At 39.8% G+C, this 3792-nt stretch carries 3 protein-coding genes and 2 pseudogenes; 2 read left to right on the top strand and 3 right to left on the bottom strand.

What is annotated here, in order from left to right:
- A pseudogene (locus H5202_RS18995) lies at positions 1-274 on the bottom strand (M61 family peptidase); the annotation flags it as partial.
- Here H5202_RS18995 and H5202_RS18990 point away from each other — a divergent pair.
- Positions 270-1202 (top strand): annotated as a pseudogene (locus H5202_RS18990) (M61 family metallopeptidase); the annotation flags it as partial. The pseudogenes H5202_RS18995 and H5202_RS18990 sit on opposite strands and share 5 nt — an antisense overlap.
- 96 nt (positions 1203-1298) lie before the next feature.
- Here H5202_RS18990 and H5202_RS18985 read toward each other — a convergent pair.
- Together H5202_RS18985 and rdgC are read right to left on the bottom strand one after the other, a co-directional pair.
- The gene (locus tag H5202_RS18985) at positions 1299-1856 is read right to left on the bottom strand and encodes a glutathione S-transferase family protein (protein ID WP_182773442.1); all 558 of its coding nucleotides are present in this window, start codon (positions 1854-1856) and stop codon (positions 1299-1301) included.
- A gap of 19 nt (positions 1857-1875) precedes the next feature.
- Entirely contained in the window at positions 1876-2787 is a 912-nt protein-coding gene (gene rdgC / locus H5202_RS18980) for a recombination-associated protein RdgC (RefSeq protein WP_182773441.1), read from the bottom strand.
- Positions 2788-3103: 316 nt separating this feature from the next.
- On the opposite strand from rdgC, the gene H5202_RS18975 reads away from it, so the two are divergent.
- A partial coding sequence (locus H5202_RS18975; RefSeq protein WP_182773440.1) for a porin occupies positions 3104-3792 on the top strand: 689 nt, incomplete at its 3' end.

Raw genomic sequence — 3792 nt, 5'->3', positions numbered from 1 at the left:
TGGTTGCATGCACCATGTACACATATCGCTTAAACGGATAATCAGGCCAAATAGCCGATGCCTGACCGCTAATTTTGGTGAGATCTGCTACAATTTTTTGAGTATCGTAATTACCTTCGCCCCAAAATACCACGTCGTAATCGCGACCATCAGCCTCAAAGCTGACATGCTGGTTTATGCCCGTTTCAATTGGCGAATCGACTAACACGTCATAGTTGGCTGCTTTAAATGAATTTGACGTGTTGCCTTTATCCATGCCGGAGTAACTTTTCCAACCTCAAGGGCTGGTTCCGTATGATTATCAGTCGGAGAATATGACCGATTTACTGTGGATGGCTGAAGGCTCCACCAGTTATTTCCAAAATCAGTTATTGTTGCGCGCAGGAGTGATAACTGCCAAAGAGTTCTTTGACGATTTAAGCCAGCGAATTGTGCTTAATCAACAAAATCCTGGTCGTGAAGTTCAATCTATTGCAGAAGCCAGTTTAGGCCAATGGAGTAGTACTTGGGGCGATTATGCGGTCAATCACAGTGTGAATATTTACTCTGAAGGTTACCTAGCTTCAATGGCTCTCGACTTTAGTTTACTTAGTGATACACAACTTGCTCATTCATATAGAGATGTTCATAAAGCACTTTATCAGCAATACAAAATCCCATTAAGTTATAACGTCACGGATGTGCAATCTATTTTGAAAAACCTTTCAGGTAAAGATTATCAGTCATGGTGGAAGGAATATGTAAATCAACCGTTTAGTTTGCCTTTTGATGAGTTGTTAGATCATGCAGGCTTAATCACTACTTATGGTAAATCTCCTAAAACAGAAGTCGATGTCGGAATGGTGCTTTCTGGCTTACATAATGATTTAACTATTGCCAGTGTGCTAAAAAAAGGCCCCGCTTGGAATGCAGGTATTGCTGCTGGGGATGAAATTGTCGCAATTAATGGCTTAAAAGTTACTGCGGATGGTTTGACCAAGCGTCTTAACGATTTTAATGTTGGCGATACGATTAAGCTGAGTGTATTTAGGGATGAGCGATTAAAAGAGCTGAGTTTACTTCTGACTGAGCAACCTAAAGGTGACTTATCAATTGAATCCGTGGATAAGGTAACCGATGGCCAGAAAGCCTTTTATAAAGCGTGGTTGGGGGTTGAGTGGCCGTTTGATGACAAAGGTGAGTGGATTAACACCACTGATTAAATCAACTATGTTACATAGCGCTCTGAGATATGAGTACTGAGATGTAAGTATTGATGAAAAAAATGCCCTGAGAACAGGGCATTTTTATGTCAAATATTATAGTGGGGGAGCCGTTTCAATAAAAAATGGTTCTTTTTCTATTGTCGCTAAAAATATTTTCAGTTTTGGAAAATCTTCGATATTAATCCGTTGGCGGAAAACAGCCCAACTTAAATAACAACCTAAGCGCAATTGCACATCATTAAACGGTCCGTGTAGCGGGAGTTCGAATTGTTCAAACTCAGCTAGTGTTGCGTCAATACGTTGTGCCTGTCTAATGGTGTAATCAAAACGCTCAATATCAACGCCATCACGTGATAAGAAAAGCAAGTTAATTGAACTGTCTAATGCAGTATTGATCATGCAAAAATGATCAAGTTCAATCACAGTGTCAAGAAACGCTTTAGATGATTTATGACGGATGTAACGTAAGATTGCGCTCGAATCCGTTAACGATAATTCTCCATCGTGTAAAAAAGGTACCCGTTTGGTTGGGGATAACTTTGCGCTGCTAGCCTGATCTGTTTCAATAAATTGATAATCTAAAGTTGATTCTAATAAGGCTATTCGGCAATGCCGAACAAAGGGAGACGTAAAGCTACCGTAAAGTTTCATGGGTTACCCTTTTGTGGAATTAAACGCTTTGCTCTAAAGGACCAAATGCTTGATTTACTGCATTGATGAAAGCCACTAATTCGCTGCCCATCAAGGCAAAGTCAGCGTCTAAACGTGCTAATGGATCTTCAGTACCAACTTCATCATTACCTGCTCTAAACTCTTCAGAAAACTTAAGTCGTTTAATGCTGGCATCAGACTGCATCAAAAAAGCAATCGACTGACCAAAATGTAATGCCAATTTGTGTACTTGCTTACCCGTTGCAATATGAGCAAGTACTTCATCTTCTTGAAGAACTTGTTGCTTGAAGCGGACAATGCCACCTTCATCAGAGTCTGACTTAAGTTCGGCTTCATCTTGCATTTCAAATGGTGCAGGTGCTTCACCAGCTTGTAACCATTGCGTTAATGTTGACTCTATTGGTGTGACATAACTTAGCGGAATAACCGGTAAGCAGCCTAAGGCTTTACGCAGTAATGCTAATAACTCTTCGGCTTTAGTTGCACTAGAGCTGTCAACTAAAATCATCTCTAGCTCAGGCATGATGAGAGCATGAGTTTGGCTACGACGAGAAAATGCACGCGGTAATAATGTTGTGGTGATTTCGTCTTTAATGGTGTCTTTTTCTTTTTTAGTGACTTTACGATTTTCTAGATTTTCAATCTCTGCCACTTTTTCATCTAAGGCTTCTTTGATCACTTGGCTTGGGAGAATTTTTTCTTCTTTAGTGACACAAATTAAGTGACGGTTTTCAGCGCTATGAACTAATGCTTGTCCTTTCTTACCAAGGGCATTTGAGAAACCAAACTTACTGATATCTTGGCTTGAGCAAGGTGAGAAGGTGAAATCGGCTAAGGCATTTTCTAATGTTTCAGTGTCGGTTGTGAAAGGTTTGTTGAAACGATACAAGGTGAGATTTTTAAACCACATAGAAGGCTCTCATTAATTAAAGAAGAAAAATACAATAAGCTCAGTTTACGGGATAGAAGCGAAGCGGTAAACCTCCAAAAAAAGTGCTGTGTAAGGTTAGTTGTAATCACTCAAATCAGAATTCATCAAATTGTCACAATTAAATCAAACATCCTGAAACTACTGTTACAGCTAGGTTTCGCACATTTATATTGATGAAATGCTGACGAATATGAGTAATTAAGTAAGTACTGAAATATTTCTGAAACATTTCCAAGGCAGAATTCCGCTCGTTCCAAACCAATAACCATGACGAATTTAGCGTCGAAAGGATGAAATGATGAACGTTTTTTGTAAAACTCTATTAGCCTCTGCAATGGCAGTCTCAGTAGCTTCAAGTGCATACGCCGCAGATCCTCTTCAAGTTTACGGCAAATTAAATGTAACAGCACAATCAAATGATGTTGCTGATGAAACTGAAACGACTATTCAAAGTAATGCATCACGTTTTGGTGTGACTGGTGAGTTCGAATTAAGTCAGTCGCTTGAAGCTTTCTACACAATCGAGTATGAAGTCGATACCGGTGACGATACTAAAGAAAACTTTAAAGCCCGTAATCAGTTTGTTGGTTTAAAAGGTGACTTTGGTGCGGTGTCTGTGGGTCGTAACGACACTATTTTAAAAATTTCACAAGGTAAAGTTGATCAATTCAACGACCTTGCAGGCGATATGAAGACCATGTTTAAAGGTGAGAACCGCATGGCACAAACAGCGACTTACTACACGCCTATGTTTGGTGATTTTCAAGCTGGTGTGACTTATGTTGCTTCAGGTGATGCTGATCAAGTTGTTGGTGATAATACAACTGGTGAAGATGGTGTAAGTATGGCTGTTATGTACGGTGATGCTGGCCTAAAAACTACACCAATATATGCAGCGATTGCTTATGATTCAAAAGTAAAAGGATACGACACTGCTCGTGCTACTGTTCAGGGTAAAGTAGCTGGTTTAGTGATTGGTGGTAT

The sequence above is a fragment of the Shewanella sp. SG41-4 genome (assembly GCF_014164505.1).
Lineage (GTDB): Bacteria > Pseudomonadota > Gammaproteobacteria > Enterobacterales > Shewanellaceae > Shewanella.
The sequence above is the reverse complement of the archived record's forward strand: the minus strand, read 5'-3'. Positions and strand labels throughout refer to the sequence as shown.

Coding starts and splice junctions, on each gene's coding strand:
- H5202_RS18985 (WP_182773442.1), bottom strand. CDS start 1,856: ATGAAACTTTACGGTAGCTTTACGTCTCCCTTTGTTCGGCATTGCCGA.
- rdgC (WP_182773441.1), bottom strand. CDS start 2,787: ATGTGGTTTAAAAATCTCACCTTGTATCGTTTCAACAAACCTTTCACA.